21 protein-coding genes are annotated in these 26,396 nt (G+C 74.7%); 9 read left to right on the forward strand and 12 right to left on the reverse strand.

Translation table 11 applies throughout. The features are described 5' to 3' along the window. Window positions 1–29 precede the first annotated feature (29 nt). From ACIRG9_RS08715 to lpdA, 3 genes are all read right to left on the reverse strand, one after another. Complete coding sequence (locus ACIRG9_RS08715) at window positions 30–1,352, reverse strand: low temperature requirement protein A (protein WP_402852307.1); 1,323 nt, start codon at window positions 1,350–1,352, stop codon at window positions 30–32. A 178-nt stretch (window positions 1,353–1,530) separates the two neighbouring features. Continuing rightward, a complete protein-coding gene (gene sucB, locus ACIRG9_RS08720; protein ID WP_402852310.1) occupies window positions 1,531–3,339 on the reverse strand; it encodes a 2-oxoglutarate dehydrogenase, E2 component, dihydrolipoamide succinyltransferase in 1,809 nt (602 codons plus the stop codon). Between the two features lie 67 nt (window positions 3,340–3,406). Next, on the reverse strand, window positions 3,407–4,798 hold the full coding sequence (gene lpdA / locus ACIRG9_RS08725; RefSeq protein WP_402852312.1) for a dihydrolipoyl dehydrogenase: 1,392 nt from the start codon (window positions 4,796–4,798) through the stop codon (window positions 3,407–3,409). 179 nt (window positions 4,799–4,977) lie between these two features. Here lpdA and ACIRG9_RS08730 point away from each other — a divergent pair, with 179 nt between their 5' ends. Continuing rightward, window positions 4,978–5,307 (forward strand): hypothetical protein, encoded by a 330-nt coding sequence (locus ACIRG9_RS08730; RefSeq protein WP_402853042.1) that lies wholly within the window; start codon window positions 4,978–4,980, stop codon window positions 5,305–5,307. A 139-nt stretch (window positions 5,308–5,446) separates the two neighbouring features. Here the strand turns inward: ACIRG9_RS08730 and ACIRG9_RS08735 are convergent, their stop codons facing one another. Further along, complete coding sequence (locus ACIRG9_RS08735; protein ID WP_402852314.1) at window positions 5,447–7,015, reverse strand: leucyl aminopeptidase; 1,569 nt, start codon at window positions 7,013–7,015, stop codon at window positions 5,447–5,449. A 163-nt stretch (window positions 7,016–7,178) separates the two neighbouring features. Between ACIRG9_RS08735 and gcvT the strand changes: the two genes are divergently transcribed. Next, window positions 7,179–8,309, forward strand: coding sequence for a glycine cleavage system aminomethyltransferase GcvT (gene gcvT, locus ACIRG9_RS08740; RefSeq protein ID WP_402852317.1), 1,131 nt, complete (start codon window positions 7,179–7,181; stop codon window positions 8,307–8,309). Between the two features lie 119 nt (window positions 8,310–8,428). Here gcvT and ACIRG9_RS08745 read toward each other — a convergent pair whose 3' ends face one another. The 4 genes from ACIRG9_RS08745 to ACIRG9_RS08760 form a co-directional block, all read right to left on the reverse strand. Continuing rightward, complete coding sequence (locus tag ACIRG9_RS08745) at window positions 8,429–9,724, reverse strand: DUF2314 domain-containing protein (RefSeq protein ID WP_402852320.1); 1,296 nt, start codon at window positions 9,722–9,724, stop codon at window positions 8,429–8,431. A gap of 65 nt (window positions 9,725–9,789) precedes the next feature. After that, window positions 9,790–10,563: an adenosylcobinamide-GDP ribazoletransferase gene (locus ACIRG9_RS08750; RefSeq protein ID WP_402852323.1), complete on the reverse strand. Its 774-nt coding sequence runs from the start codon at window positions 10,561–10,563 to the stop codon at window positions 9,790–9,792. Next, entirely contained in the window at window positions 10,553–12,514 is a 1,962-nt protein-coding gene (locus ACIRG9_RS08755; protein ID WP_402852326.1) for a bifunctional adenosylcobinamide kinase/adenosylcobinamide-phosphate guanylyltransferase, read from the reverse strand. Before ACIRG9_RS08755 ends, ACIRG9_RS08750 begins: the two co-directional genes overlap by 11 nt. 61 nt (window positions 12,515–12,575) lie before the next feature. Then, entirely contained in the window at window positions 12,576–14,633 is a 2,058-nt protein-coding gene (locus ACIRG9_RS08760) for a protein kinase (RefSeq protein ID WP_402852329.1), read from the reverse strand. A gap of 142 nt (window positions 14,634–14,775) precedes the next feature. Here ACIRG9_RS08760 and ACIRG9_RS08765 point away from each other — a divergent pair, with 142 nt between their 5' ends. After that, window positions 14,776–14,976 (forward strand): hypothetical protein, encoded by a 201-nt coding sequence (locus tag ACIRG9_RS08765; protein WP_402852332.1) that lies wholly within the window; start codon window positions 14,776–14,778, stop codon window positions 14,974–14,976. Then, entirely contained in the window at window positions 14,973–15,770 is a 798-nt protein-coding gene (locus tag ACIRG9_RS08770) for a site-2 protease family protein (RefSeq protein WP_402852335.1), read from the forward strand. Before ACIRG9_RS08765 ends, ACIRG9_RS08770 begins: the two co-directional genes overlap by 4 nt. Before the next feature lie 72 nt (window positions 15,771–15,842). Here ACIRG9_RS08770 and ACIRG9_RS08775 read toward each other — a convergent pair whose 3' ends face one another. Continuing rightward, entirely contained in the window at window positions 15,843–16,841 is a 999-nt protein-coding gene (locus tag ACIRG9_RS08775; RefSeq protein WP_402852338.1) for an aldo/keto reductase family protein, read from the reverse strand. 115 nt (window positions 16,842–16,956) lie between these two features. Next, on the reverse strand, window positions 16,957–21,201 hold the full coding sequence (locus tag ACIRG9_RS08780) for a WG repeat-containing protein (RefSeq protein WP_402852340.1): 4,245 nt from the start codon (window positions 21,199–21,201) through the stop codon (window positions 16,957–16,959). Between the two features lie 162 nt (window positions 21,202–21,363). Between ACIRG9_RS08780 and ACIRG9_RS08785 the strand changes: the two genes are divergently transcribed. Genes ACIRG9_RS08785 through ACIRG9_RS08795 form a run of 3 tightly spaced genes read left to right on the forward strand, consistent with a single transcriptional unit; the run spans window position 21,364 to window position 23,979 of the window. After that, window positions 21,364–22,215, forward strand: a complete 852-nt coding sequence (locus ACIRG9_RS08785; RefSeq protein ID WP_402852343.1) for an ABC transporter permease — start codon at window positions 21,364–21,366, stop codon at window positions 22,213–22,215. Beyond that, complete coding sequence (locus tag ACIRG9_RS08790) at window positions 22,208–23,011, forward strand: ABC transporter permease (RefSeq protein ID WP_402852346.1); 804 nt, start codon at window positions 22,208–22,210, stop codon at window positions 23,009–23,011. The genes ACIRG9_RS08785 and ACIRG9_RS08790 overlap by 8 nt, the downstream gene beginning before the upstream one ends. Further along, a complete protein-coding gene (locus ACIRG9_RS08795; protein WP_402852349.1) occupies window positions 23,008–23,979 on the forward strand; it encodes an ATP-binding cassette domain-containing protein in 972 nt (323 codons plus the stop codon). Before ACIRG9_RS08790 ends, ACIRG9_RS08795 begins: the two co-directional genes overlap by 4 nt. Before the next feature lie 19 nt (window positions 23,980–23,998). Here the strand turns inward: ACIRG9_RS08795 and ACIRG9_RS08800 are convergent, their stop codons facing one another. Beyond that, a complete protein-coding gene (locus ACIRG9_RS08800; RefSeq protein ID WP_402852352.1) occupies window positions 23,999–24,559 on the reverse strand; it encodes a helix-turn-helix domain-containing protein in 561 nt (186 codons plus the stop codon). 67 nt (window positions 24,560–24,626) lie between these two features. Between ACIRG9_RS08800 and ACIRG9_RS08805 the strand changes: the two genes are divergently transcribed. Then, the gene (locus ACIRG9_RS08805) at window positions 24,627–25,376 is read left to right on the forward strand and encodes an AzlC family ABC transporter permease (protein WP_402852355.1); all 750 of its coding nucleotides are present in this window, start codon (window positions 24,627–24,629) and stop codon (window positions 25,374–25,376) included. After that, a complete protein-coding gene (locus ACIRG9_RS08810; RefSeq protein ID WP_402852358.1) occupies window positions 25,370–25,678 on the forward strand; it encodes an AzlD domain-containing protein in 309 nt (102 codons plus the stop codon). The genes ACIRG9_RS08805 and ACIRG9_RS08810 overlap by 7 nt, the downstream gene beginning before the upstream one ends. Window positions 25,679–25,730: 52 nt before the next feature. On the opposite strand, the gene ACIRG9_RS08815 is transcribed toward ACIRG9_RS08810, so the two are convergent. Beyond that, entirely contained in the window at window positions 25,731–26,339 is a 609-nt protein-coding gene (locus tag ACIRG9_RS08815; RefSeq protein WP_402852360.1) for a DUF3043 domain-containing protein, read from the reverse strand. Window positions 26,340–26,396: the final 57 nt, after the last annotated feature.

Below are 26,396 nucleotides of genomic sequence, written 5' to 3' on the forward strand. Positions count from 1 at the left end.
CGGGATCCCGCCACCGTACGCCGACCGCGTCATTCGCCCTCGTCCGGGTCGTTCGGCTCGTGCCAGCGGGCGCGGTAGGCGGCCTCGTGCGCCTCGTGGCTGGCCCGCTCCTCGAGGATCAGCCCGCGCAGCGCCCTCCGACCATCCTCGAAGATGATCACCTCGGCGGCCACCATCCCCACACAGATCGCGGTCAGCAGCGCGAGGGCCCCGAGCGCCGGCAGCCGCTGGGCCAGCGGGATGCAGACGGCGAGCAGCCCAACCGTGCCCACCCGGGTCCAGCTCAGTGTGCGCAGGGTCCGCAGCTGGAACAGCATGTTGCCGCAGAGGTACAGGATCACTCCGCCGAAGAGCAGCGCCACGGCGGGGCCGTGCGCCGGCGCCACGGCGGAGACCTGCGGGTTGGTGATATCACCGACGATGTCCTCGGCACCGAGCGCGAAGAGGATGATGCCGGCGATCATCGGCAGGTAGCAGTAGGCGTACGCGTCCCGGGCCATGGTGACCCGGGGGCCGTCCTCGGCCGCGTGCAGGGCGATCCGGGCGGCCGGCCCGATCATGTCGTAGTGCGCCCACCAGAGCGCGGCGGTGAAGAAGATGCCGCACACTGCCGCACCCACGGCCACCGCCGTGGGCGGCTGCCCGATCAGGTTGCTCCCGACACCGACCGAGATGACCGACTCGCCCAGGGCGATGATCAGGATCAGGTCGTACCGCTCGGTCCAGTGCTCGGCCGAGGCGAGCTCCCCGGTCCAGCCCCTGGCGAGTTGGCCGGTGCCGTATTGGAGCAGTACGACCAGGGCCCACAGGCCGTCCCGGACGAGCGGCGCCGCGGCGGAGCCGTGCAGGGCCGGGGGGATCAGCGCGGCGGCGAGCAGCAGCAGGGTGCTGCCCACCAGTTCCGGGGCGAACCGCATCAACTGCCGGCGCTCGTTCGAGCTGTCCCGTACCGAGTGCAGGTAGAGCAGCACGTGCACCGCGCGGACCACGATGTAACTGGCCGCCGCCACGATCGGCCCGGCGGCACCCCGTACGTCCTGGAACGCCTGCGGCAGCGACAGGGCGAAGGTGAACAGCGCCGCCATGCCGACCGTCATCAGCACCGGCACGAAGCCCTCGCCGAGCCGGATCCGGGCGGCGACCACGCTGTGTATCACCCACGACCACCAGAGCACGGCGAGGACCAGCAGGGCGTGCAGCAGCGCCCCGCCCGTGATGTCCCGCGCGGTGGCCCGGGTGATGATGAAGAACGAGAAGACGAAGACCAGGTCGAAGAAGATCTCGAACCGGTCCACCCGGGCTGCGGGGGCCACCGGCACCGCAGGCCCGAGGCGCCTCCCGAAGCCGCTCACCGGATGAGTCTTTCAGCGGCCGGTCGATGGTGGGCCGGATTCCGGTCAGCTCGGACGGTGGTGCAGGCCGTCCATCAACGGGTCGAGCAGGCGGCGTCAGAGGCCGCAGCCGTCAGAGGCCGGACATGACAAAGGGGCGCGCGGTGTGAACCGCGCGCCCCCTTTCGCTGTCAGGGCGTCAGAGCCCCAGCTCGGCCTCGAAGTTGCCGGCCTCCAGCCGCTCCTTGACCGCGACGAGGAAGCGGGCCGCGTCCGCGCCGTCGATCAGCCGGTGGTCGTACGACATGGCCAGGTAGACCATCGACCGGACCGCGACGACCTCGCCCAGCTCCGGGTCGTTCACCACGACCGGGCGCTTCACCACGGCGCCCGTGCCGAGCATCGCCGACTGCGGCGACGGCACGATCGGGGTGTCGAAGAGGGCACCCCGGCTGCCGGTGTTGGTCAGCGTGAACGTCGCCCCGGCGATCTCGTCCGGGCTGATCTTGTTGCTCCGGGTCCGCTCGGCCAGGTCGGCGATCCGCTTGGCGATCCCGCCCAGGTTGAGGTCGCCGGCGTTGTGGATGACCGGCACCAACAGGCCGCGCTCGGTGTCCACCGCAATGCCGAGGTGCTCGGCCTCCGGGTAGGTGATCGTCCCGGCAGCCAGGTCCATCCGGGCGTTGACGATCGGGTACGTCTGCAGCGCCTCGACCGCCGCGAGGGCGAAGAACGGCAGGAAGGACAGCTTCACGCCGTGCCGCTGCACGAACGAGTCCTTCGCCTGCGCCCGCAGCTTGGCGACCTTGGTGACGTCCACCTCGATCACCGTGGTGAGCTGCGCCATCTCGTGCAGCGACTCGTGCATCCGCTTGGCGATGGCCGCGCGGATCCGGGGCAGCTTCTCGGTGGTGCCACGCTTCGCGCTCGGCTGCGGCTTCGCGGCCGGCTTGGCCGGGGCCGCCGTAGCGGCGGGAGCCGGCTGGGCGGCCGGTGCCGCCTTGGCGGCCTTCGCCTGGGCCGCCGCGTCCAGCACGTCCTGCTTGCGGATCCGCCCGCCGACGCCGGTGCCGTTGACCGAGGACAGGCTCACCCCGTGCTCGGCGGCCAGCTTGCGGACCAGCGGGGTCACGTAGCCGGCGGCCTCCTCGCCGCCACCCTGCACCGGCGCGGTCGGGCGCTGCGGCGTGGGGGTCGGCGCGGCCGGCTGCGCGGCCTGCTCGACCTTCGCCGGCTGGGCGGCGGTCTCCGCCTCCGGCGCCGGCTCGTTGTACGACACGCCCGGGGTCGGCTCCTCGACCTTCGGCGTCGGGGCGGGTGCCGCTGCGGGTGCCGCGGCCGGCGCGGGGGCCGGGGCGGGGGCCGGGGCTGCCGGAGCCGGGGCGGCACCGGCCGCACCGATGATCGCCAGGTCGGCGCCGACGTCGGCGGTCTCGTCCTCGGGGACCTTGATCTCCAGGAGCGTGCCGGCGACCGGCGAGGGGATCTCCGTGTCGACCTTGTCGGTGGAGACCTCCAGCAGCGGCTCGTCCACCTCGACGCTGTCGCCGACCTGCTTGAGCCAGCGGGTCACCGTACCCTCGGTGACGCTCTCGCCCAGAGCCGGCATCTTGACCGGGGTGCCCGCGCCCGACGGCGCCGGGGCCGGGGCCGGGGCCGCCGGCTCCTGCACGGCCGGCTGCTCCGCCTCGGCCTGCGGCGCGGCGGCGGCCTCCGCGGCCTGCTCCGCCGGGGCCGCCGGTTGCGGGGCGGCCGCGCCCGCCGCCTCGCCCTCGCCGGCGATGACCGCCAGCTCACTGCCGACCTCGGCGGTCTCGTCCTCGCCGACCACGATCCGGCTCAGCACGCCCGCCGCGGGCGACGGGATCTCGGTGTCCACCTTGTCGGTGGACACCTCAAGCAGCGGCTCGTCGACCTCGACGGTCTCGCCCTCCTGCTTGAGCCAGCGCGTGACGGTGCCCTCGGTGACGCTCTCGCCGAGCCGGGGCATGGTGACCGATACCGGCATGTTCTCCAGACTCCTTCATTTCCCTGGTGGGATCATCGCCCGTCGCCGGACGCCGGGGTTGTCGTGGTCAGGCGTGCGCGTGCAGCGGCTTGCCGGCCAGGGCCAGGTGCGCCTCGCCCAAGGCCTCGTTCTGCGTCGGGTGGGCGTGCACGAGCTGCGCCACCTCGGCCGGGTACGCCTCCCAGTTGTAGATGAGCTGCGCCTCGCCGATCAGCTCGCCGACCCGGGCGCCGACCATGTGCACGCCGACCACCGGGCCGTCCTCGACCCGGACCAGCTTCACGTGGCCGGCGGTCTTGAGGATCTGACTCTTGCCGTTGCCACCGAGGTTGTAGTTGTAGGTCTTGATCTTGTCGGCGCCGTACTGCTCCTTGGCCTTCGACTCGGTCAGGCCGACCGAGGCCAGCTCCGGGTCGCAGTAGGTGACCCGCGGGATGCCGGCCTCGTCGATCACGGCCGGGTTCTGGCCGGCGATCTCCTCGGCGACGAAGATGCCCTGCTGGAAGCCGCGGTGCGCGAGCTGGAGGCCGGGCACGATGTCGCCGACCGCGTAGACGTTCGGCACGTTGGTGCGCAGCCGCTCGTCGGTCAGCACGTAGCCGCGGTCCATCTTGACGCCCTGCTGCTCGTACCCGAGGTTGGCGGTGTTCGGGCCGCGACCGACGGCGACCAGCAGCAGCTCGGCCTCGACGGTCTCGCCGCCGGAGATGGTCAGCTTGACGCCGTTCGCGGTCTTCTCGACCTTCTCGAACGGCTTGCCCACCTTGAAGTTGATCTTCCGCTTGCGGAAGGCCCGCTCCAGCGCCTTCGACGACTCCTCGTCCTCGGCGGCGACCAGGCGGGGCAGCGCCTCGACGATGGTCACGTCCACCCCGAAGGACTTCCACACGCTGGCGAACTCGACGCCGATCACGCCGCCGCCCAGCACGATCGCCGAGGACGGAACCCGGTCCATCACCAGGGCGTGGTCGCTCGTGATGATCCGCTCGCCGTCGATCTCCAGGCCGGGCAGGCTCTTCGCGTACGAGCCGGAGGCCAGCACGACGTTGCGGCCGTTGTAGCGCTTGCCGTCGACCTCGACGGTGTTCGGCGCGACCAGCTTGCCGGCGCCCTCGACGATGGTGATCGCCTTGTTGCTCTTGAGCATCCCCTGGAGGCCCTTGTAGAGCCGGGCGATCACGCCGTCCTTGTACGCGTTGACCGCCGCCATGTCGATGCCGACCAGCTCGGCCTTGACGCCGAACTGCTCCGACTCGCGGGTCTGGTCGGCGATCTCGGCCGCGTGCAGCAGGGCCTTGGTCGGGATGCAGCCGTTGTGCAGGCAGGTGCCCCCGAGCTTGCCCTTCTCGATGAGGGCGACGGTCAGGCCCAACTGGACGGCGCGCAGGGCGGTCGCGTAGCCGCCGCTACCACCTCCGAGGATGACGATGTCGAAGGTCGTGTCGTTCGGCTCGCTCACGTTCCAACTCCCAGGTCGCGTCGCTGCATCGGGGGTTACGGGGGAGATAACAGGCACACCCCACCTCGGTCATCTTGTCACCACCCGGGACGGAGCGCGTAGTGAGGTGCCCAACGACACGTTGTCGCCACGTACGCTTGGCACCGTCTTCGATGACGACGGGGGAGGAGTTGGGTGCGGTGGGGCTGTTCCGACGACGCAAGCGCACGGCCGCGGTGGGCCGCGACCGGGGTGCCGACCGCGCCGATCTGGACCACCTTGAGAACTTTGTCCGCACCCGGCGCGGGGTCGAGGCGTATCTGGAGCCCCGTACCACGGTCACCGAGACCACGGTCATCCTGATCGCCGACGACGGGGAGTGGACCCGACGGCGGGTCGGCAGCCCGGAGGCGGGCCGCCGCTTCGCGCACCAGCTCGCCATCCCCATCTACGACGTGGGCCTGATGGGCTATCCGAAGCGCATGCGCGACTACAACGAACGCCGCAAACGCCGCCCCGAACTCTTCTAACCCCCCACCCCACCCCCACCCCCCCGCAAGGCGGAGGGGCCTTTTTCACGGAAAGAGTGGCCATTCGACGCGGAATGGCCACTCTTTCCGTGAATCTGCGCGGATCTTGGGGATGCGGCGCGGCGTGGCGGGGTGACCGTCAGCCGGTGGTGGCGATGTCGTCGATCAGGTGGAGCAGGGTACGGACCGGGACGCCGGTGCCGCCCTTGGTCCAGTAGCCCGTCGGCTCACCCGAGTGGTAGCCGGGGCCGGCGATGTCGATGTGCGCCCAGGGCACGTCCTCGGTGACGAACTCACGCAGGAAGACGCCGCCCTGCAGCATGTGACCGGCCCGGTCCATGCCCGCGTTGACCTGCGAGATGTCCGCGACGTCGGAGTCCATGCCCTTGCGCACCTCGTCCGGCAGCGGCATCGGCCAGGCCGGCTCGCCGGTCGCCTCGCCGGCCGCCTTCACCCGCTCGCACAGCTCCGGGGTACCCATCACGCCGGCGATCCTCTTGCCCAGCGCGACCACCTGGCCGCCGGTCAGGGTGGAGGTCTCGAACAGGTAGTCGGTGCCGTCCTCGCAGGCCCGGGCGATGGCGTCGGCGAGGATCATCCGGCCCTCGGCGTCGGTGTTGAGCACCTCCACCCGCTTGCCGCTGTACATGGTGATCACGTCGCCCGGCCGGTAGCTGGTGCCCGACGGCATGTTCTCCGCCATCGGCAGGTAGCCGGTGACCGACACGGACGGCTTGAGCGCCGCGACCGCCAGCATGGCCGCGCCGACCGCGGCCGCGCCGGCCATGTCCGACTTCATCTCCCACATGCCCTGGGCCGGCTTGATCGAGATGCCGCCGGTGTCGAAGGTGATGCCCTTGCCGACCAGCGCCACCCGCTTGCCGGTGCCGCCACCGGCGGGGGTGTAGGTCAGCTTGACCAGCCGCGGCGGGGCCTCCGAGCCCTGCCCGACGGCGAGGATGCCGCCGTACCCGCCGGCCTTCAGCGCCGCCTCGTCGAGCACCTCGACACCGAGCCCGGCCTCGCGGGCGGCGGCGGCCACGGCCTCGGCGAACGCCGGTGGACGCAGCTCGTTCGGGGCGGTGTTGACCCAGTCGCGGCTGGTCAGCACCGCGCCGGCCACCGCCTGGGCCCGGGTGATCTCCGCCTGGGCGGTCGCGTCGGCGGCGTCCGGCACGGCGACCAGCACCTCGGCCACCGGCTCCCGCCGGGCCGGCTGCGGCTTGGTCTTGTAGCCGGCGAACCGGTACCCGCCGAGCAGCGCGCCCTCCGCGACCGCGCGCAGGGCGGCCGGGGCGTCCGCGTCGTCGGGCAGCGGCAGGGCGAGCGCGACGCGCGGCGCGCCGGCCAGGGCCCGTACCGCGGCGCCGGCGGCCCGCCGCAGGGTCTCCGGGGCCGGGGCGGCACCGGTGGGCTCGGCGCCGAGCCCGACGGCGACGACGACCGGGGCGGTGACCGTGCCCAGCGTGGCCAGCTTGATCACCTCGCCGGTGCCGCCGGTCGCGCCGAGCAGCGCCAAGGTCTCGGTCAGCTTGCCGTCGAACGCGGCGGCGATGCTCTCCGCGCCGCTGGCCAGCAGCAGGGTGCCGGCGGGTGCGCCGGACTCCTGCTCTGCGGTCTGGCTGTGCACGCCGATCACGATCGCGTCGACGGCGAGTTCGGCGGGGTCGGTGTCGACCAGGCTGAGGGTGGTGCGGGGCGATGTCACTGAAGCTACTCCGGGCGGGCCGGGCCGGCCGCGTCGTCGCGTACCGGCGATGAAGGTCTCCGGCGGCAACCTACCCGCCGGAGGCGTGGCTGTCCCGCTGATGCGTTCCAGCGGGGTCCCGCCGATGCTAACCAGCCTTCTAGCTGGCGGTAAGTTGCCACCCATGACCGAGGTGACCTCCGACGCCGCCGCGACCCGGCTGCGCCGTTCCCCGTTGCACGAGCGGCACACCGCTCTCGGCGCGAAGTTCGCCCCCTTCGGGGGCTGGGAGATGCCGCTCGAGTACGCCGGCGGTGGCGTGCTCAAGGAGCACACGGCTGTGCGTACCGGGGTGGGCGTCTTCGACGTCTCGCACCTTGGCAAGGCCCGGATCACCGGGCCGGGCGCCGCCGACTTCGTCAACGCCTGCCTCACCAACGACCTCGGCCGGATCGGCCCCGGCCAGGCGCAGTACACGCTCTGCTGCGACGACGCCACCGGTGGCGTGGTGGACGACATCATCGCCTACCTGCACGCCGACGACCACGTCTTCCTCATCCCGAACGCGGCCAACACCGCCGAGGTGGTCCGCCGGTTGCGCGCCGCCGCGCCGGCCGGGGTGGTCGTCACCGACGAGCACGAGGCGTACGCCGTCCTCGCCGTGCAGGGACCGCGCTCGGCGGAGCTGCTCGGCGCGCTGGGCCTGCCCACCGACCACGACTACATGAGTTTCTCGGCCGGGAAACTGGCCGGCGCCGGGCTGACCGTGTGCCGCACCGGCTACACCGGCGAGCTCGGCTACGAGCTGGTCGTACCGGCCGAGCACGCGGTCGCCGTCTGGGACGCGTTGTTTGCCGCCGGGGAGGCGTACGAGCTGCGGGCCTGCGGGCTGGCCGCCCGGGACACGCTGCGCACCGAGATGGGGTACCCGCTGCACGGGCAGGACCTTACGCCGGCGATCACCCCGCTGCAGGGCCGTTCCGGCTGGGCGGTGGGCTGGGACAAGCCGGCCTTCTGGGGCCGGGACGTGCTGCTCGCCGAGAAGACCGCCGGCCCCCGGCGTACGCTGCGCGGCCTGGAGGCGGTCGACCGGGCGATCCCGCGCCCCGGCATGGCCGTGTACGTCGGCGACCAGCAGGTCGGCACCATCACCAGCGGCACCTTCAGCCCGACGAAGAAGCAGGGCATCGCCCTGGCCCTGATCGACACCGCCGCGAAGCACCCCGACGGTGACCTGGTCGAGGTCGACATCCGAGGCCGCCGCGCCCAGATGCGCCTGACCCGCCCCCCGTTCGTCCACCCCTCCGTCCGCTGAGATCAGCACGGGTTGATCATGAGGTTGGCGGCAGCGAAGTAGATCAACAGCGCCGCTAACCTCATGATCAACCCGTTGGGGGGTGGGGGGTGGGGGGTGGGGGGTGGGGGTGGGGGTGGTTAGTCGGGGGTGGGGGTGGAGTCGCCGGCGTCCAGGACGGCCTGGGTCCAGCCGCCTTCTATGACGCCGGTTCCGTCCAGGACGGCCCAGTCGACCACGTCCGTCGCCTCGACCACGACCGGGGAGCCGATCCGGACGCTCGGGTCGCTGTTGGCGTCGCTGGCGCTGGCGCCGACGATCCGTTCCGGGACCTCCCACGAGGTCACCCCGGCCCAGACGTACTCCGGGCCGTCGTCGCCGGGCAGGCCGTACTTGACCACCAGCTGCGACTCGGTGGGCAGTCGGCCGGCGACGAAGCGGGTCCGGATGTCACCCAGCCCGGCCCGGGCCGCGGCGACCGCCTTGCTCATCGCGTCGCCCGGCCGGGTGTACCGGACGTCCGGCTGGATGCCGTTGAACAGGGTGGCGCAGGCCGCGGCGAAGTAGCGGCCGGCCGGCCCGGGATGCCCCGGCGGCGGGCACAGGGTCAGGAACGAGTCGGCGTCCGGGTCGGTCGCCGGGTCCAGCTCCAGCCGCAGCAGCACCGGCGCCGTCGCGCCGTGCTGCTCCGGATTCCCGTACGCCACCGCGATGTCGTGCCCGGTCACCGTTGCCAACACGGGGAGCTGCACGAACGCGGGCACCTCCTCGCCGGCCAGGCCCTCGGTCCAGTCCCGCAGCAGCCGCCGCGCGGCGCCGCTCATCACCGCGCCCCAGGCCCGGGTGAGGTGGTCCGGCACGCCCTGGGCCTGGAGTTCCAGCAGCCCGAAGCGGCGCAGCCCCTTGGTGGTGAACCAGAGCCCGTCGGTGTCCGACGAGTACGGCACCAGCACCCAGTCGACCAGCCGGATCCGGCCGTCGGCGTCCGGCAGCGAGCGCAGCGCGGCCGCCGGGTCCAGGAACTGGAGGCCGAAGACGTCCACCACGTCCCCGTCGACCGTCTCGGCGATCGCCGCGGCCACCGCCCGGGCCGCCCACTCGTGCGCCGGCGGCCAACCGGGCCGATACTCCGCCTGCACCACCACCAGGTGCGTTGCGGCGGCCAGCCGGGCCAGCTGGGCCTCGGTGGCGCCGAACGCGGTGAGCAGGTCCGGCGGCAGCTCGGGGAACTCGCTGACCTGTCGGGTGTCGACGGTCATCAGCGGGCTGGCCAGCATCTGCTTCGCCAGCCCGTGCACCGGCTCGGCGAGCCGCCCGGCCAGGGCCTCCACCGCCGTCTTCGGGCTGACCCTCGGCAGCCCCGCGATCGGCACCAGGTAGGTCGCGTCCAGCGACTCCGGGACCGGTACGGGCAGGAAGTCGTCCGTGATGAGCATGCCGTCCCCCCTCGACCGCGCCGCTGCCGTCGTCCACGAACGCTACCTGCCCACCCGGGTGACGTTCAGCCGGACAGCACCAGTCCCAGGTAGGCCAGCGTGGTGACGATCTCCACGGTGGCGCCGAGCACGTCCCCGGTGATCCCGCCGAGCCGGCGTACCACGTGCCGCAGAAGCCCTGCCGCGACGGCGAGCGCGGCGACCACCGCGGCCGGCCCCTGCCAGGGGCGGCCCGGCACCGCCGGCACCGCCAGTAGCGCGACGGCGGCCGCGCCGACGACCAGCGCGACCGGCCCCACCGTGCCGGCCACCAGCGCGCCCAGCCCCTCCGGGCGGGCGGCCGGCACCCCGCGCCGGCAGGCCAGGCCGACGCCGAGCCGCCCGGCCGCCGTCGCGGCGGCCACCGCGGCGAGCGCCGCCGGCCACGACCGCCCGGCCAGCTCGGCGAGCACCGCGGCCTGAAGCAGGAGTACGACGACCAGCGCGACCACCCCGAACGGGCCGACGTCCGGCTTCTTCATGATCTCCAGCGCCGCCGCGCCGCGCCGGTACGAGCCCAGCGCGTCGACGGTGTCGGCCAGCCCGTCCAGGTGCAGGCCCCGGGTGAGCAGCGCGCCGAGCCCGACGGTGACGCCGGCGGCGACGAGCGGCGGTGCGGCGGCGGCGGTCAGCAGCAGCACCGCCGCGAGGAACGCGCCGAGCAGCGCCCCGACCGCGGGGGCGAGCGCCATGGCGGTGCCCGCCGCCGCCCGGTCCACCCGACCGGCGCGTACCGGAAGCGTGGTGAAGGTGGTGACCGCCAGCCGGATCCCGTCGGCGAGCCGTGCCTCAGTCGGCACGCCGGCCGGCGGAGTCCGGCACCGCGACCGGCTCGTCCGGCTCGACCGTCGCCGGCCCCGGTCCGGCCGGCTCCGGCTCGGCGAACTCCGGGTCGACAGGCGGCGGGCCGGGCTCCGGCTCGGTGGTGGTCGGCCCGGGGCCGGCCGGCTCCGGCTCGGCGAACTCCTCCTCGTCCTCGGCGCCGGCGAGTGACGGGTGCACCGGCAGGCTGGCGGCGAGCGCCAGCCCCGAGCGCAGCAACGGCAGGGTGGCCAGCGCGGTCGCCCCCTCGCCGAGGTCGAGCCGCAGGTCCACCAGCGGGTTCAGGCCGAGTACGTCGGCGGCGAGCCGCACCGCGGGCTGACCGCCGTGGTCGGGCAGCAGGCACCAGTGCCGGGCCTGCCCGGCCAGGTCGCGGCTGACCAGGCCGGCGGCGACGCCGACCGGCCCGTCCAGCAGCACCGGGATCCGCCGGGCGGTCGCGCCGAGCAGCACGCCGGTGGCCATCGCGATGTCGCCGCCGCCCAGCTCGGCCAGCACGTCCTTGGCGCCGCGCGGGGCGCGCCGGGTGCGGTGCAGCGCGTCCCGGACCGCCGCGCAACGGGCCATCCAGGCCACGTCGTCGTACTCGCCCTGCTCGGTCACCACCCGGCCCAGCACCGCCGGTGGTTCCGCACCGGCCGTCGCCGCCAGCACCGCCGCGGCGGCCGCCTCGGTGCCGGCCCCGCACGCCGCCAGCACCAGCAGCTGTACGCCCGCGTCGGCGGCCTGCTCGGCCAGCCGCCAGCCGTACCGCAGGGCCGACTCGACCTGGTCGGCGGTGAGCGCCGGTCCGTCCTCCATGGCTGCGGAGGCGGGTGCCTCGACCACCTGGAGGCTGGCCCCGCTCTCGGCCGCCAGCCGGGCGAGCGCCCCCTTGCCGGCGCGCGCCTGCTGGGCACGGCGGGCCGACTCACCCGGCGCCGCGCCGGCCGACGCCCCGCCGGCGTGGTCGCCGTGCAGCAGCAGCACCCGCACCGAACTCCACGGCGTGGGGGTCGGGGTGCCCTGGGTGGCGGCGGCGAAGGCGACCACCCGGTCCAGCACGCCCAGCCCGGCGCCGGGGATGTCCAGGGTGGCGAGCCGGTCGACCGCCTGCGGGCCGGCGTAGTCGTCGGGCATGGGCAGTTCCATGCCGGGCTGGATCACCAAGCCGGTGGCGATCATCGGCAGCGCCATGGTGGGGGCGGCCCAGTCTCCGGTCTCCGTCACCAGGGCGGGGGCCGGTGGGGGCGGCGGGGCCGGGGTCAGCACCTCGGGCAGCGCCTGCTCGGCCGGGCCGGGGACGGCCGCCGCCTGCCCGGTGGCGGATCCCGCCGGCGGACGCGCCGGGGCGCCGGCCTGGGCGGGGCCGGCCTGCGCCGGCACGGCGGGGCGGGGCGGGGCGGCCGGCTTGAGCCAGGCCGGCTGGCCGGCGACGACCAGCACCGCCGCGTCGCAGGCGTCGGCGATCGCCCGGTTGGTCTCGCCCAGCGCGTCGGTGAAGGCCCGGCCCAGCGGCGTGGTCGGCACCAGGGTGAGCCCCACCTCCGGGCTGACCAGCACCAGCCGGGCGGCGCTGGCCCGGACGGCCGCCGCCAGCTCGGCGACGGTGGCCTGGTCGTCGGCCGGCTGGTGGGCCGGGTCGAGCAGCACGGTCACCCAGCCGCCCAGGTCGTCGACGAGCAGCGTCTCGTTCGGCCCGGCCGCCGCGATCACCTCGGCGAGCCGGCCCGGGTCCGCCGCGGTTTCCTCGGTGGTCCAGCTGCCCGGCCGGCGGGCGCGGTGCGCCGCCAGGCGGGCCGCCCACTCGGCGTCCTCCGGATCCCCCTCCGCGGCGGTGGCCACGTACCGGACCGTGGGCGCGTCGGCGACCAGCGATTCCGCGAACTCGGACTTGCCGGATCGGATACCACCGAGCACCAGGAGGCTGTTCCACCCGTCAACGGACATGCCCGTACCTTAAAGCCGTCCGGCGGGCCGCCGCCTCCCACCCCAGGCGTGTGGCGGTGGATCAGTCACAGTGCTCGAAGGCGCTGTTGTAGCTGGCGCCGCCGGTCGACCCGCCCCACTTCACACAGGTCTTCACCGCGGCGGCCTTGACCGGCCCGGCGTAGTACGCGAACGATCCGCTGTCGGTGCCGCGCGCCTTCCCCTTCACCTCCAGGTACGCCGACACGGCGGTCGCCCGGCCGACGTCGTAGTCCTTGAGGGTGACCACGCAGTTGTTTCCGGTGCCCGAGTTGTAGAGCAGGTAGACCCGGCCCTTGCGGATGCCGTTCGCGGTCAGCGTCGCCGAGTCGATCACCTTGAAGCCGCTGCCGCACGCCTGCGCCGCCGTGTACGGGTTGGGCTTCTGCGGGGCGCTGGTCGTGCCCGCCGGCTTCGGCGAGCCGGTGCTGCCGGCGGTCGGTCGCGCCGAGGCGCCGGCCGACGGGGTGGTGGCACCCGGCCCCGAGGCGCGGCTCGGGGGAGCCGCCGGCGACCCGCTGACCGGCCCGCCGGTACCGCTCGGCGTCGACTCGGGCGAGCCCTCCGTGGCCTGCGGATCCAGCTGCTGCGGCTCCTCCTCCTGCTGCTCCGGATCGGCGGTCGCGGACTCGCCGGCCAGTGCTGGCGGGCGGTCCGTCGGTCCGTCGCCGGGGGAACGCAGCGCCGCCACGGCCACCGTCACCGCGAGCGCCACGACGACGACGCCGGCCGCCGCGGTCAGGGCGAGGACCCGTCCCCGCCCCGGGCGGCTCACCGGCTCCTCCAGCGTCTGCGGTTGTTGATCCTGCTCCGGGCCGTGCCCGGCGGGACGCGGGCCGGGCTGGCCGGGGTGCGCCACGCCGACCGACCAGGCGGGAAGGCCCGGCGGTGGCCCGGCCGGTCCAGCGGGCGGCTGCGCGCCGCGGCCGACCGGCGGCGGTCCGGCGGGTGGCTGCACGGCGGGCGCCACGCCGGAGGGTGGCTGAACGCCGGGCGCGGCGGGCGGCCGAGCGCCAGGGGGCGTCGCGCCGGCGGGGACCTGGGCGCCCGGGCCGGTGGCCGGCGGAGCTGAGGGCTCGGTTCCGCCGGGGTGGCCGGATCCGCTCGGACCGGCCGGGGACCCCACGGGGGCCGAGGCGCCGGACGGCGTACCCCCGGAGCTGTCCGGGCCGGTCGGACCGGGGGCGGGCGCCGGCAGCGCGGCGGGCCCCGGCACGGCCGGGCCGGCCACCGCCCACGGCGGCCGGGGCGGGACGGGGAGGCTGGCCAGGGTGGCCTCCCGGACGTCCTGGGCGGCCTCGGCCATGGCCGCCGCGCTCGGGAACCGGTCGTCGGGGCTCTTCTCCAGCGCCCGGCGGACCAGCTCGGCCACCGCCGGGGGCGTGCCCGGCGGCAGCGGCGGCGGCTCGTCCTGGGCGTGCCGCAGCGCCACCTGGAGCGGGTTGTCGCCCTCGAAGGGCGGCCGGCCGGCGAGGCAGAAGTACGCGACCGCGCCGAGCGCGTAGACGTCGGTGGCCGGCGAGACACGCTGGCCGGTGGCCTGCTCCGGAGACATGTACGAGGCGGTGCCGAGCACCATGTGGGCGGCGGTGATCCCCGCCATGGTGTTGGCCCGGGCGATGCCGAAGTCGACCAGCACCACCGCGCCGTCCCGCTTGACCATCAGGTTGCCCGGCTTTACGTCGCGGTGCACGATCCCGGCGAGGTGGGCGGCGTGCAGCGCCTGCCCGGCCTGCGCGACCACCGACATGGTGGACGCCGGGTCGAGCCGGCCGGCGCGCCGGATCCAGGTCAGCAGCGGCTCACCGTCGACGTACTCCATCACCAGGTAGCTGACCTGGCTGTCGTCGGCGAGGGTGGCGGAGCCGAAATCGTGCACCTGCACGATGCCCGGGTGCCGCAGCGCGGCCATCATCCGGGCCTCGGCGTGGAAACGGGTGGTGAACTCCGGGTCGGCGACCAGCGACGGCAGCAGCACCTTCACCGCGACCTCGCGGCCGAGCAGTGTGTCGGTGCACTTCCAGACGGCCCCCATGCCACCGGTCGCGATGCGTTCGCTCAGCCGATAGCGATCGCTGAGTACCACTCCTCGAGTCAGCACCGGGTCACCGTACCGGCCGTCGGCTCGGCGCATGATCCACCGGGGGGCTGTCCCGGCCCGTAGTGGTCGGGCCGATCCCGGCTCGGCCGACTACGCTTGCGGGGGTCCGGCCCCAGGGGGCGACGGCGAGGGGAGACACGGCATGGCGTGGAGCTGGCGGTACGAGGGCGCGAACGGCGAGTCGGTCGACGGACCGAGCGAGTCGTTCGGCAACCAGGCGGACGCCGAGTCGTGGGTCGGCCAGACCTGGCGGGAACTCGCGGCGTCCGGCGTCACGTCCGTCGCGCTCGTCGAGGACGACCGGGTGGAGTACCGGATGAGCCTGCTGCCCCCGGCCGGATGATGGGTTACGACCGCCCGGGCGAGCCGCTGGTGCTCGGGGTGCCCCGGGCGGCCTTCCGGCCCAGCCCGGTCTTCCTCGCACTGGTCGCGCTCTTCGTGACCAGCGGCGTGCTGGCCTGGCATGGGCTCGGCAACGTCCGGTTCGACGTCTTCCTGTTCGTGGTCTCGGGCTGGCTGGTCTCGCTCTGCCTGCACGAGTACGCCCACGCGGTGGTCGCCTACCGGTCCGGCGACCGGAACATCGCCCACCGGGGCTACCTGACGCTCAACCCGTTCAAGTACACCAACCCGCTGCTGTCGATCGTGCTGCCGGTGGTCGTGGTGCTGCTCGGCGGCATCGGCCTGCCCGGTGGCGCGGTCTGGGTGGACCGGCACGCCATCCCCGGCCGGCTGCGGCACACCCTGGTCAGCCTGGCCGGCCCGGCCACCAACGTGCTGTTCACCCTGCTGCTGGTGGCGGCGCTGCTGGTCGGCCCCGGTGTGGCCGGCCCGACGGAGTTCTGGGCCGGGCTGGGCCTGCTGGCGTTCCTCCAGCTCACCGCCAGCGTGCTCAACCTGCTGCCGGTGCCCGGACTGGACGGCGGCAACATGATCCAGCCGTGGCTCAGCCCGCAGTACCGCCGGATGTACGACGTGTTCGCCCCGTTCGGCTTCATCCTGCTCTTCGCGCTGATCTGGAACCCGCGGATCGGCGGCTGGTTCTTCGGCGCGATCTTCTGGCTCGCGGACCTGCTCGGGCTGCCGCCCGACCTGTACGTGCTCGGCCTTCAGCTGATCCGCTTCTGGCAGGGCTGAGCCCCGCTCAACGGCACGGCCGAACCGGACCCGGTCCGGCCGGCGCGCCGCGCCGACCGGACCGGGGACGCGTCACGGACGCTGGGCGGGGGACTCGGTCTTCGCCGGGTCCCGCTCGGTGACCGGCTCGACGATCTCGTCGATCGCCTTGAGCAGGTCGGCGTCGAGCTTGACGCCCGCCGCCTTCACGTTGTCGTGCACCTGCTCCGGCCGGGACGCCCCGACGATGGCCGAGGAGACGTTCGGGTTCTGCAGCACCCAGGCGATGGCGAGCTGCGGCATGGTCAGCCCGGCCTGCTCCGCGAGCGGCTTGAGCCGCTGCACCCTGGTGAGCACCTCGTCGCCGAGCCACTTGGCGATGAACCCGGCACCCGACTTCTCGTCGGTGGCCCGGGAGCCGGACGGCGGCGGCTGGCCCGGCAGGTACTTGCCGGACAGGACGCCCTGGGCCATCGGCGACCAGACGATCTGGCCGAGGCCCAGCTCCTCGGAGGTGGGGATCACCTCGGCTTCGATGACCCGCCACAGCATCGAGTACTGCGGCTGGCTGGAGACCAGCGGGATGCGCAGCTCGCGGGCGAGCCGGTGGGCATCGCGGATCTGCGACGCCTGCCACTCCGAGACGCCGATGTAGTGCGCCTTGCCGGAGTGCACGACGTCGGCGAACGCCTCCATCGTCTCCTCCAGCGGCGTGCTGTAGTCGTACCGGTGGGCCTGGTAGAGGTCCACGTAGTCGGTCTGCAGGCGGCGCAGCGAGCCGTTGATCGACTCCATGATGTGCTTGCGGGACAGCCCGCGGTCGTTGCGACCGGGCCCGGTCGGCCAGTAGACCTTGGTGAAGATCTCCAGCCCCTCGCGCCGCTCGCCCTTCAGCGCGCGGCCGAGCACCGCTTCGGCCTTCGTGCCGGCGTACACGTCGGCGGTGTCGAACGTGGTGATGCCGGTCTCCAGGGCCGCCCGCACGCAGGCGGTCGCCGCCTCCTCCTCGACCTGCGAACCGTGAGTGATCCAGTTGCCGTACGAGATCTCGCTGACCATCAGGCCCGAGCGGCCTAGGTGTCGGAATTCCATGCTCAAGACCCTAGCCCCGCCCGATCATGATCTCCGGTGCGACGCTGTGGCGGCCGCCACACGGCGGTCCGTGCCCGGGTAGGTCCCGTCCGGTCCGCTCAGGGCCTGTCGCCGCTCAGAGCACCGGGCTGGTGTCGGTGAGCAGTTGCTCGATCTCCGCGACCACGGCGGCCCGGCCCGGGTGCACCGGGTCGATCAGTGGCCCACCCCGCCGGTCCAGTGCTCCCCAGCGGCCCGAGCCGTCGCGGACCAGGAAGGCGACCGGGTGCACGACCAGCGTCGGGTACGCCGGATCGACCAGGATCCGGCCGGTCCGGTCCACCACGCCCCGGCGGCCGGCCAACTCCACCACGGCCAGGCCCTCCTCGGTGAAGCCGTCCACGTACCGGCCGTCGGCCAGGGCGGTGGTCAGGCCGTGGAACCGGGTCGGCACGACCACCTGACCGTTCCGGTCGACCGCGCCCCAGCCGCCGTTCTGGCGTACCGCCGCCAGGCCGCCCCGGAATGACCGGGCGTCCTCGTACCCGGGCGGGATCCGCACCATGTTGGTCGGGTCGACCGCCATCCATCGGCCCTTGCCGTCCATCGACACCCAGGCCAGCCCCTCGGAGAACGCGGCCACCCCCCGGTAGCCGTTGTTCGCCTCGATCAGCGCCGTGCCGGCGGTGTCGATCAACGCCCAGCGGGACGCCTCCGGGCGGCGTACCCAGGCCAGACCCTCGTGGAAGGGCTGCACCTCGGCGTACCGGTGGTCGATCACCAACTCGCCCTCGTCGTCCGCGTACCCCCAGAGCTCCCGCTCCTCGTCGAAGGTGGGCGCCGGGTACCGCTCCTCGCCGAGGATCACTTCCCGGGTCCGTGGCTTCGGGCCGAAGCCGTCGACCGCCGCCCGTTCGGCGACCGCGTCCAGCGCCACCGCCGTACGCGCGTTCAATTCGGCGTTCTCACCCTGGCGCAGGTCCAGCGCCCGCTCGAAGTGCAGGCACGCCTCGGTCAGCCGGCCCTGGTCGTAGCAGGACCGGCCGGCGTGTTCGTGCAGCGCCGCGCGCAGCCGGTCCGGCAGTTCCGGCGAATTGGCCTCGGCGAAGAGCCGGTCGGCCTCCGCGTGGTCGCCCCGCCAGCGCAGCACCTCGGCCAGCCGCGCGCGGGCCAGAGTGGTCCGCCGCAACTCGCCGGTGGCCTCCGCGTACGTCAGGGCGAGCCGCGCGTCGTCGCGGGCGTCGTCCAGGTCGCCGAGGATCCGGGCGGCCACCGACCGCAGGCTCAGCAGCCGGGCGCGGGAGCGGTTGTCCAGCGCGCTGCCGAGTTTCGTGGTGAGCCCGTCCCGGATCTCGCGCAGCGCCTCCGGATCGGGGGCCTCCTCGCGCAGCGTCTCCGGGTTCAACCGCCACCGGATGGCGGCCAGCGCCTGTTCCGGGTCCGCCGGGCGGACCTCCTGCGGCTCGACCTCGGGCTCGGCGTCCGGCGCCGGGGGCCCGGAGACCTGCGCCGGTGGCGCGGACACCGGTTCGTCCGCTGTCGATTCGTCCGCTGGTGAATCGGACGGGGGGCCAGCGGCCGGTGCGGGTGGTGCGGACACCGGCTGGTTCGCTGCCGGTTCGGCCGGGGCCGGAGGTGCGGAGACCTGTGCCGGTGATGCGACGGCCGGTTCGTCCGCTGCCGGCTCGACCGGTGCCGGCGGCTCGGTGGCCGGTGCGGGTGGTGCCGACACCGGGGAGGCGGGCGGCGCCGGAGGGGCGGCCGACACCGGCTGGGTGGGCGGCAACGGAGAGTCGGGCGGTATCGGAGGGGCGGCCGACACCGACTGGGCGGAGGGCATCGACACCTGGGCGGGTGGGGCCGACACCGGTGGCTCGGCGGGCGCTGCGGCCGGGGCCGGGGCCGGGGCCGGGGCCGGGGCCGGGGAGACCTGGCCGGCTGGCACGGCGTCCGGAGCGGGCGGTGCGGATACGGGCGGCCCGGAGGGCGTGCCCGTAGCCGAGCTGGGCTCGACGATGTCCTGGGCGTCGTCCCCGCCGGCCGGCGGTGCGCTGGTCGGGCGGCCGGACCCGGCGTTCCAGGCGGGCGGCGCAGGCCTCGGCTCGGTAGGAGGCGTCGGGCCGGACCCGACGTCGTCGGTCGACTCCGACGCGGGCCGTGCCGCCCGGAACCAGGCGTCCGCGTTCTCCTCGACACGACCTGCGGCGGGCGCAGCCGCCGGGCCGTCGTCCGCCCGGGGGGTTGGCGCAGTCTCCCGGGCGCTGCCGGCGCTCTCGACACCGGACGGGGTCGATGCCGGCCCGGCCACGCCGTCGACGGTCCGGGGGGAGACAGGGGTGTCCGGCGTGCCCGGCTGCCGAGGTGCCTCGGCCGGCACGGTCGTTCGCTGGTCACCGGGAGCCGTGGCGGCGTCCAGTTGGGCGGCCGTGGGCGCCGGCGCGGCGACCGGCGCCGCCTCGGGTACGGCCGGTGGTGCCGACCCCGGCGCGTTCCCGGACATCGGCGGCGCACCGGAGACCGGCGCGTCGGTGGGGCGGGTGGCCTTCGCCGGGGTGAACAGGTCCAGCCCGGCCGGCTCCGAGGGCCGGCCGGCGGAGGCCGCCGTGGGGTGGTCGGTGCCGCCCGAGCCCGGGACGTCGACCGGCCGGGCCGGCGCGGCGGGTGCCTGCGCCGGCTGCGGAAGCGGTGGCCGGGGCGGGGTGGACGCCGGCGCGGGCGGAGCGGAGACGGGCGGTGCCGGGCGCGGCTCGGGCCGACCGACCGGCTCCACCGGCGGGCGTCGGACCTCGTCGGCACCTGCCGGAACAGGTGCGACGGGCCGCTCGCGTACGTCCTCGGGTCGCGGCGCGGGGGGCGCCGACGGCCGGTCGCGCATGCCGTCCGGACGGGCCGGGGCGGGCGGGCGCTCGCGTCCGTCGCCGCGGCCGGCCGGCCCAGCGTCGGCCGGGCGGCCCTGCCTCTCCTCCGGGCCGCCCTGCCATTCCTCGGGGCGGGGGCGGCCGGCCGAGCGATCCTCGGGCCGGTAGCGGTCCTCGGGCCGGGGGCCGACGGGCTCGGGCCGGCGGCCGTCATGCCGCGAAATCGCCTCGTCGGCCGGGCGCGCCGGGCGCTCGTCCGGGCCGGGCCGGCCCGGACCGGCCGGGCGCTGCCATTCGTCGGGCCGGTACGCGGCCGGCTCGGTGCGGGGTCGCCGCCCGACCACCGGCCATTCGCCTGCACGCGGGCGCGCGCCGTCGGACGGCGGGCGGCGCTCGTCCCACCGTTCGTCGGGACCGTGTGTGCCGGGGCGCGGCCCGCCGTGCCAGCCGGGCTCCCCCCGGTGCGGATCCACCGGGCGGCGGTGGTCGTCCGGGGCGGTGGGCGCCGCCGGGTGCTGGTCGATCCGGGCGGCTGCCTCCCGACGCGGGTCGGGCTCGCGCCGGGCCGGACCGTCGTAACCCGGTTCGCGTCGCTCGAAGCCGGGTTCGCGTCGTTCGGCCGGGCGCTCGAAGCCGGGTTCGTGCCGGTCACCCCGGCCGTCGAACCGGTCATCCCGGCCGTCGAAACCGTGGCCACGCCGGTCCATCGGACGGTCGGGGCCGGGGTCGCGCCGGTCCATCGGGCCGCGTGGGGCCGTGGTGGGCTGCCCGTCGGGCGTACCCCGGCGCTGCTCCGACCAGCCCGGTCGCGGCTGGGGGCGGTGCGGGAACTCGTCGGGCTCCGGGAGCCAACCGGGCTCGACCGCGGGCGAGGCCGGCCGGCGGGAGTCCACGTCCGACGGTGGTGTCCGCCGACCAGGCTCGGGGCGTACCCAGCGCTGGTCGGACCGGTCGTCCGCCCAGCCGGCGCCCCGCGACCGGTCCGGGTCGTACCGGTCGCCCGGCTGCCCAGCGGGGCCGCGGCGGGGTACGCCTTCGCGTCCGTCGCCGGGTGCGCGTCGCTCCGCCCAGAGCCGCCGGTCGTCCGCGCGTGGCTCGTCCCAGCCACGCCCGTCCGGGTACGCGCGCCGCTCGCCCGGGCCCGAGTGCCCACCGCTCCGGTCGCCCGCGGCCGGGCTGACCGGGTATGTGCCGGGTCGCTCGTCGGGTCCTGCCGGGCTGACCGGGTATGTGCCGCGTCGCTCGTCGGGTCCTGCCGGGCTGACCGGGTATGTGCCGCGTCGCTCGTCGGGTCCCGCCGGGCTGACCGGGTATGCGTCCCCGTGGTCGGGCGCCGCGCTGACCGGGCGCACCTCGGCCCGGCCGACGACGGTGGCCCGGCCGCGCGGCGCGGGCGGGGTCAGGTGCTCGATGCCGATGTCGCCCGGGTAGCGCTGCCCCGGGAACTGCGGACGCCACTCGTGGGTGGGTTCGACGGCCCAGGACGCTTCGGCGGGCTCGTGCCAGCGGTCCCAGCCACTCATCGGGGGGACCCTGTCGCCGCCCGCGCGGCGCGGCCCCGGGCCGGCTCGCGTCGCTCGCTCACGGCGATGTCACCTCGTTGCAAATTGTCGCGCCGGGGCGCCCGACATGCCGGTAGAGTCGCCCGGTCCGGCACGTCGTGGCTGCGGAAGGAGGGTAACGGCGTGGGCTCTGTCACCGCCACTGTGGCATCACCCACGGACGAAAACGTTACCCGATGGTTTCGGACATTCAGCGCGATAGTGGCATCCGGTTTTCGGCGGTATGCCACCTACCGCCAGGCCACGGTCGCAGGAGCGGTCACCAACAGCGTCTTCGGCCTGTTGCGCTATTACATCTTCCTCGCGGCGGCCGGCGCGACGGGCCGGGTCGCCGGCTACGACCGGGCTCAGCTCGCCACGTTCGTCTGGGTCGGGCAGGGGCTGCTGGCGGTGGTCCTGCTCTGGGGCTGGACCGAGCTGGCCGACCGGATCCGCACCGGCGACGTCGCCGCCGACCTGCTCCGTCCCGTCGATCCGGTCACCAGCTATCTCGCCGCCGACCTGGGTCGGGCCGGGTTCGCGTCGCTGGCCCGGCTGCTGCCGCCGGTGCTGGTCGGCCTCTTCTTCTTCGACGTGTACCTGCCCCGCCGGCCGGGCACCCTGCCGCTGTTCGCGTTCTCCGTGCTGCTCGCCGTGGTGATCTGCTTCGGCTGCCGCTACCTGGTCAACACCACCGCGTACTGGTTGCAGGACGTACGGGGCCCGATGATCCTCTGGACGCTCTGCGCCGGCGTGCTGACCGGGCTCTATTTTCCGTTGAGTTTCCTGCCGGGCTGGCTGGAGACCCTGCTGCGGTACGGGACCCCGTTCCCGAGCGTGCTCCAGATCCCGCTCGACGTGCTGGTCGAGCGGGATCCGGCGCCGACGCAGCTCGCCCTGGTCGGGGTGCAGGTCGGCTGGGCCGTCGCGCTGCTCGCCCTCTGCCGGCTGGTCCAGCGCCGGGCCGAACAGCGCCTGGTGGTGCAGGGTGGCTGACCAGCTGGCGGCCTATCGGGCGCTGCTCGGTGCGCAGGCACGGTCGCAGGCCGCGTACCGGACGTCCTTCGTGGTGGATCTGGTCGGCAACGTCGGAGCGACGGTGTTCGACGTGGTCACCGTGCTGGTGCTCTTCGGGGTCACCCGCGAGCTGGGCGGCTTCACGCTCCGCGAGACGCTGGTGATGGTCGGCCTGTCGTCGTTCGCGTTCGCCACCGCGGACCTGCTGGTGGGCAACATCGAGCGGCTGCCCCGGTACGTCCGCACCGGCCTCTTCGACGCGGTGCTGGTCCGCCCGCTGGCCGCGCTGCCCCAGCTGCTGCTGATGGATCTGCCGCTGCGCAAGGTGTCCCGGGCGGTCTTCGGGCTGGCCGTGCTGATCGTCGCGGTCGGCCTGGCCGGGATCGACTGGACGTTCGGTCGGGCCGTCCTGGTCGTGGTCGCCCCGCTCGCCGGCGCGGTCTTCTTCGCCGCGGTCTTCGTCATCACGGCCACCGTGTCGTTCTACTGGATCGACTCCGGCGAGCTGGCCAACTCGGTCACCTATGGTGGGCGCGACTTCACCGCGTACCCGGTCACCGTCTACGGCGGCTGGTTCCGCGGGCTCTTCGCGTACGGGCTGGGGTTCGCCTTCGTCAGCTATCACCCGGCGCTGGCGCTGCTCGGCCGGGCCGACCCGCTCGGCCTGCCGGGCTGGGTCGGCTGGGCCGCGCCGGGCGTCGCGGTGCTCGCCGCCGCGGTCGCCGCCCTGGCCTGGCGCGTCGGCATCCGCCACTACCGGAGTACGGGCTCTTGAACGTCATCGAGACACGCGGGCTGCGCAAGGAGTTCACCGTCCGGGTGAAGGCGGGTCGGCTGCGCCGGGAGAAGCGGACGGTCACCGCGGTCGACGGGATCGACCTGCGGGTGGAGCGCGGCGAGATGGTCGGCTACATCGGCCCGAACGGGGCCGGCAAGTCGACCACCCTGAAGATGCTCACCGGCGTGCTCATGCCCTCGGCGGGGGAGGCCCGGGTCTGCGGGCTGCGGCCGGTGGCCGAGCGGACCCGGCTGGCGCTGCGCATCGGCGTGGTCTTCGGGCAGCGTTCGCAGCTCTGGTGGGACCTGCCGCTGCGTGACTCGTTCGACCTGCTGCGGCACATCTACCGGGTGCCGGTTGGGGAGCACCGGGCTCGGCTGGCCCGCTGCCGGGGCCTGCTCGACCTCGACGAGTTCCTGGACATCCCGGTCCGGCAGCTGTCCCTGGGCCAGCGGATGCGTGGCGAGCTGACCGCCGCGCTGCTGCACGGCCCGGAGGTGCTCTTCCTCGACGAGCCGACCATCGGGCTGGACGTGGTGAGCAAACAGGCCGTCCGGGGCTTCCTGGCCGAGCTGGGCCGGGCCGGCGACACCACCCTGATGCTCACCACCCACGACCTGGCCGACATCGAGCGGCTCTGCCGGCGGCTCGTGGTGATCGATCACGGCCGGGTGGTGCACGATGGATCGATCGCCGCCCTGCACAGCCGGTACGGCTCCCGCCGGATGGTCGTGGCCGAGCTGGACGCCGCGTTGCCCGCCCCACCGGTGCTGCCCGGCGCCCCGCTGGTGCGGATGGAGGCGGACGGGCACCGGCTGGTCTTCGCGCTGGAGTCGGCGAGCGTCGCCGAGGTGGTCGCCGGGCTCGCCGGCCTGGCCGCCCTGCGGGACATCTCGATCGTCGAGCCGGACATCGAGGAGGTCGTCGCCCGGCTCTACCGGACCCCGGCCGAGATCGGCGGCTGACCCCGGCGCACGGCTGGGCTCAGGGGTGTTCCATGACCAGCACCGCGAACGTTCCCGGGACCAGCGCCTCGTACCGGTGCGCTGTGTCGCCGGGGAACGTGGCGTAGTCGCCGGGTCCCAGCTCGACCAGGTCGGACTCGGGGCCGAGGCGCATCCGGCCGGCCGCGACCACGACGTGCTCGATGCTGCGCGGGGTGTGCGGCTCGGCCACCCGGACGGCTCCGGGCTCCAGCTCCATCAGGTAGACGTCGCGGCGGGTGTGCGGCGCGCCGGCGGCGAGCAGGGTGGCGCTGAAGTCGGCGTGCTCGGAGCGGACGCGAGGGCCCTCGCCGGCCCGGACGACGCGGACGGTGGCCGTGGGCGGCTCGACCAGCCGGCTGAACGGCACGCCCAGCGCCACGCCCACCGCCCAGAGCGTCTCGACGCTGGGGTTGCCGACGCCGGACTCCAGCTGCGACAGGGTGGACTTGGCGATGCCCGCCCGGCGGGCCAGCTCGGTCAGGGAGATGCCCGCCCGGTCGCGTTCGCGGCGCAGGGCGGCGGCGATGGTGGCCAGCGGGGGAGCGGGATCGACCGTCATTGTTCGCTCCATAAGTCGTTCTGTTCGGTTTGACGAACACATGCCTCTGCGTTCAGGATAATGGACCATGCGTACGGCATATCGAACGGGCGACGCGGGCGTGCTGCGCGACGTCGCCGCCATCGGCGCGGCGATGGTCGCCGTCGGCGCGTCGTTCGGCGCGGTGGCGATCGCCGCCGGCCTGCCCGCCTGGGCCACCCTCGCCATGTCGGTGTTCGTCTACGCAGGCGGCGCGCAGTTCATGGCGGTGGGTCTGGTGGCCGCGGGCAGCCCGTTCGCGGCGGTCCTCGCCGGCCTGCTGCTCAACGCCCGGCACCTGCCGTTCGGCCTGACCCTCGGGGGCAGCCTCGGGCCGGCCCGCTGGCAGCGGTTGCTCGGCAGCCACCTGATGACCGACGAGGCGACCGCGTTCGCCCTGGCCCGGCCGGCCGGGCCGACCCGACGGAGCGCGTTCTGGCTCGCCGCGGCGCTGCTCTTCGTGGCCTGGAACGCGGGCACGCTGCTCGGCGTGCTGGCCGGGGGCGCGGTGGGCGACCCGGCCGTGCTGGGACTCGACGCCGCCTTCCCGGCCGGGCTGGCCGCGCTGCTGCTGCCGAGCCTGCGGGACGCGCAGACCCGCCGGGTGGCGCTGGCCGGTGCCCTGCTGGCCGTGCTGGCCACCCCGTTCCTGCCCGCCGGGCTACCGGTCCTGCTCGCCCTCGCCGCCGTGGCCGTGCCCGCGATCCGCCGCCGCGGGCCGACCGGCGTCACCGCCGCGACAGTCATGGAAGAGACCGCCCCGGCCGGCGCCGCCCGCACCGAGGAGGCGCCATGCTGATCGCCGTGATCGTCGCCCTGGCCGCCGGCACGTACGGCTTCCGGGTCGCCGGGGTGCTTCTGCGCGACCGGCTGGAACTGCCCGAGTGGTCCCGGCAGTTGCTGCCGGTCGGCGCCGCCGCCCTGCTGGCCGCGCTGGCCGCGACCGCCGCGCTGACCGAGGCCGGCGCGTTCGCCGGCTACGCCCGGCCGGCGGGGGTGCTGGTCGGGCTGCTGCTGGCCTGGCGGCGGGCGCCCTTCGTGCTGGTCGTCGTCGCGGCGGCCGGCACCACCGCGCTGCTGCGCCTGTTCGGGGTGGCATGACGCGGCCCCTCCCCGCGGCGGCGGGAAGGGGCCGGAACCGGGTCGCGCCCGGTCAGATCTTGTCGCCGATGTTGACCCGGGGCTGCGGGGCGCGCATCCGGCGGAACGTGATCGAGCGCATGATCGCGTAGAAGTAGAGGGAGCCGAGCCGCTCGGTGCTCTTGGGGAAGCGCTCGCGGACCAGCTTCTTGATCTTGCGCGAGATCAGGATCGAGTCGATCATCACGCCGAGCGCCAGCGCCCCCCACAGGGCGTTGGAGATCAGCCGGACGATCATCGGCATGGCCTGGTTGGAACCGAGCAGCACGATCAGCGCGCCACCGAAGAACCAGGTGCCGACCGTACGCCGGGAGTCGACCACGTTGCGGGCCAGCAGCCGCTCAGGACCCCGGTCGCGCGCACCGCCCTCGCGGCGGAACTCGGCCGAGGCCTCGGCGCGCGCCGTCCGGCGCTGCTCCCGGGCCTCCTCCTTGGTCAGCGCCTTGCTCGGCGCGCCCGGCCGGCGACCCGCGGCGGGCCGCTTCGGCGTCACCACGCCCAGCTCCTTCTTGCTCGGGGTGTAGCCCCGGGAACGGGCGGCATCGGACACCTCGTCGGTCGTCACCGTGGTGACGGACTCCTCGACGAGGTCGGCGGGCTTACGACGAAACAGCGACGGCACTCGTGAAGGGTAGCCAAACAGCCGCGCCCGGTGCACATCGCGGGTGCACCGGGCGCG

It is taken from the genome of Micromonospora sp. NPDC093277 (genome assembly GCF_044765245.1).
Classification (GTDB): Bacteria; Actinomycetota; Actinomycetes; order Mycobacteriales; family Micromonosporaceae; genus Micromonospora.

Excerpts from the sequence above, each read along its gene's own strand:
- ACIRG9_RS08805 (WP_402852355.1), top strand. The coding sequence starts at position 24,627 with ATGCGTACGGCATATCGAACGGGCGACGCGGGCGTGCTGCGCGACGTC.
- sucB (WP_402852310.1), bottom strand. The coding sequence starts at position 3,339 with ATGCCGGTATCGGTCACCATGCCCCGGCTCGGCGAGAGCGTCACCGAG.
- ACIRG9_RS08765 (WP_402852332.1), top strand. The coding sequence starts at position 14,776 with ATGGCGTGGAGCTGGCGGTACGAGGGCGCGAACGGCGAGTCGGTCGAC.
- ACIRG9_RS08780 (WP_402852340.1), bottom strand. The coding sequence starts at position 21,201 with ATGAGTGGCTGGGACCGCTGGCACGAGCCCGCCGAAGCGTCCTGGGCC.
- ACIRG9_RS08775 (WP_402852338.1), bottom strand. The coding sequence starts at position 16,841 with ATGGAATTCCGACACCTAGGCCGCTCGGGCCTGATGGTCAGCGAGATC.
- ACIRG9_RS08770 (WP_402852335.1), top strand. The coding sequence starts at position 14,973 with ATGATGGGTTACGACCGCCCGGGCGAGCCGCTGGTGCTCGGGGTGCCC.
- ACIRG9_RS08755 (WP_402852326.1), bottom strand. The coding sequence starts at position 12,514 with ATGTCCGTTGACGGGTGGAACAGCCTCCTGGTGCTCGGTGGTATCCGA.
- gcvT (WP_402852317.1), top strand. The coding sequence starts at position 7,179 with ATGACCGAGGTGACCTCCGACGCCGCCGCGACCCGGCTGCGCCGTTCC.
- ACIRG9_RS08810 (WP_402852358.1), top strand. The coding sequence starts at position 25,370 with ATGCTGATCGCCGTGATCGTCGCCCTGGCCGCCGGCACGTACGGCTTC.
- ACIRG9_RS08800 (WP_402852352.1), bottom strand. The coding sequence starts at position 24,559 with ATGACGGTCGATCCCGCTCCCCCGCTGGCCACCATCGCCGCCGCCCTG.
- ACIRG9_RS08745 (WP_402852320.1), bottom strand. The coding sequence starts at position 9,724 with ATGCTCATCACGGACGACTTCCTGCCCGTACCGGTCCCGGAGTCGCTG.